We start from the raw sequence: 2,462 nt of genomic DNA on the forward strand, positions 1-2,462 counted from the left end.
TCCGGGTCGATCGGGTTTAAGGGCTATATAACTACTAGGATAGCGCTGTTGACCGGGCTGACCAGTGTCTTGGGGAATAACTTGGGCGAAAGAGTCCGATTCCCTACGGGATAGCTTCGCACGCGCGTATTTTGGGCTGTGGGGGCGATCGCTTTTTTGCCGTGGCATTAATCCTCAGGGTAATATACAGTTAAAGCAGACATGATATTTTTATAATTACATTTATTAACTTGAAAAGATGTGTCAAAGAATTGAATTAGTAAATTATTACAAACCAGATTTCCAATGTTTTTAATATCGTATAAGAGACATGATTACCATCCCATTTCCTGCAAACTGGATCGAATTATCCATCAACTTAACTGACGAGAATTTTTTTCAGCTTTGTCAGCACAACCGCGATTATCAATTTGAACGTACAGCATCAGGGGAATTAATTATTATGCCACCGACAGGCAGTGAAACTAGCAGGCGTAATGCCGATTTAACATCTCAACCCCGAGTCGGGAACCGTGAAACTAAACTAGGAGTAGTTTTCGGCTCTTAGGGAGGCTTTACACTCCCCAATGGTGCCGATCGCTCTCCTGATGCCTCTTGGGTCAAAAAAGAACGCTGGGATGCTTTAACACCGGAACAAAAAGACAGTTTTTCTCCTTTGTGTCCTGATTTCGTTGTTGAGTTGCGTTCTCGGACTGATGGGTTAAAAAAACTTCAAGAAAAAATGCAATTATATATAGATAACGGTGCTAAATTGGGTTGGTTAATTGACAGTAAAAATCTGCCGGTATAAATTTATCACCCGGTCAAGATGTTGAAATTATCGAAAATCCTGCTACTCTATTAGGGGAAGATGTACTGCCTGGTTTTGTGTTGAATTTAGAAGAAATTATGTAAATAAAGTAAATAGTAAGGCACAACACAGATTCAAAAACGAATGCCTGGATCAACAGTGATGAATAGTTAGTGTATCCGCCTTTAGAATCCGTGTCGTGCGGTCTCATGTCACCTTCACAGCAAATCTTTCAATTTCTCATCTTCTCCCAACACTTTAATTACCTGTTTAATCTCCTGCGTCCTATCTTTTTTCACAATCAAAGTCACATTGCCATCTCTAACAACTACCACATCTTCTAAACCAATGGTGACGATGACCTCATTTTCATCTGCTGCATAAAAAATACCCCCCTTGGTGTCAATTCCGACGTGTTTTGCTAACTCGACATTGGGTTTATCTCCTTGCAGCAAACGACCGATCGCATTCCAATCTCCCAAATCGTCCCAGCTAAAGCCTACGGGCAGAACACAGGCTTTTTGCGTCTTCTCCATCAGGGCGTAATCGATGCTTATTTTAGGTAATTCCGAGTAAGCCTGGGCGCCTTTTGCTTCCAAAGCTGCCATCATTTCCGGTACATGATTTCGCAATTCTGCCAAGACTGTTCCAACCCGAAAGACAAAAATTCCGCCGTTCCAACTAAACTTGCCGCTGGCTACAAATTCTTCCGCAGTTGTGCGATCGGGCTTTTCGGTAAATCTCGCCACCCGATAGGCCGGAAAACCGGCAAAACTGCCAATTTCCTGACCTTGTTCGATGTAGCCGTAGCCGGTGGAAGCATAACTCGGTTTTACTCCCAAAGTGGCGATCGCATCCTGATTTCTCGCCAACTCGGCTGCCGCCTCCAAAGTCTTGACAAACTCATCGGGCTCCCCAATCCAGTGATCCGCTGGGAAAAAACCAACAACCGCATCCTCACCGTAACGCTTGGCAGTTTCTATAGCAGTCCAGGCCACGGCTGGCGCAGTATCCCGGCCCTCTGGTTCCGCTAGCAAATTCTCAGGAGGTAAAAGCGGCAACTGTTCGCGGACTCCCGCAGCCAACATTTCCGATGTTACTACCCACAAATCGTCCCAGCCGTTACCTAATGTTAATAATCTTTCTGCTGTAGCTTGCAGCAAACTCTTACCGCTACCGTCGAGACTCAAAAACTGCTTGGGGCGCTGCTTGCGGCTGAGAGGCCAGAAGCGTTCACCTTTACCGCCGGCGAGTATTACGGGAATTAAGGTTTTGGTCATGGTTTGAAGTTTAAGGGTTCTGATCTATTTTGCTCGACAGCTTATAATTATGGAGAGAATTGTGGTTGTCTGCGGGTTTTGGGGGCGAGCTATATTTTTGGAAAAATTGCGTCTGTTGCTGGGTGTAAAATTCGATGGGTTAATTTTGTCGGCTGTAATCCAATTTCTGTAAGGGTTTGATGCCGATTCCTGGGGGAAAAGGCAGACGCAATTGCTGAAGCTTTTATATGATAAGGGTTTGAGGGGGAAAGTCTAAACAGCCTATTGACAGGCCGGAGGCTGAAATGGTATTTTTGCTAGTGCAGACGCAAATGAACGTTGAAAACCAAATACAGCAAGGCTTCTGGAACGGGCGGCCGGAAAATGCCTAAAACCCTATCAGGGATTGAAAC

General features: G+C 44.9%; 1 protein-coding gene and 1 pseudogene. One reads left to right on the forward strand and one right to left on the reverse strand.

The annotated features are described in order from the left end of the window. Nucleotides 1–310: 310 nt before the first annotated feature. Nucleotides 311–894, forward strand: a pseudogene (locus QUA38_RS28460) (Uma2 family endonuclease). Nucleotides 895–1,008: 114 nt separating this feature from the next. Here the strand turns inward: QUA38_RS28460 and QUA38_RS28465 are convergent. Continuing rightward, nucleotides 1,009–2,070 (reverse strand): mannose-1-phosphate guanylyltransferase, encoded by a 1,062-nt coding sequence (locus QUA38_RS28465; RefSeq protein ID WP_333167788.1) that lies wholly within the window; start codon nt 2,068–2,070, stop codon nt 1,009–1,011. Between the last annotated feature and the right edge of the window lie 392 nt (nt 2,071–2,462).

It is taken from the genome of Microcoleus sp. Pol12B4, from assembly GCF_036701385.1.
Lineage (GTDB): Bacteria > Cyanobacteriota > Cyanobacteriia > Cyanobacteriales > Microcoleaceae > Microcoleus.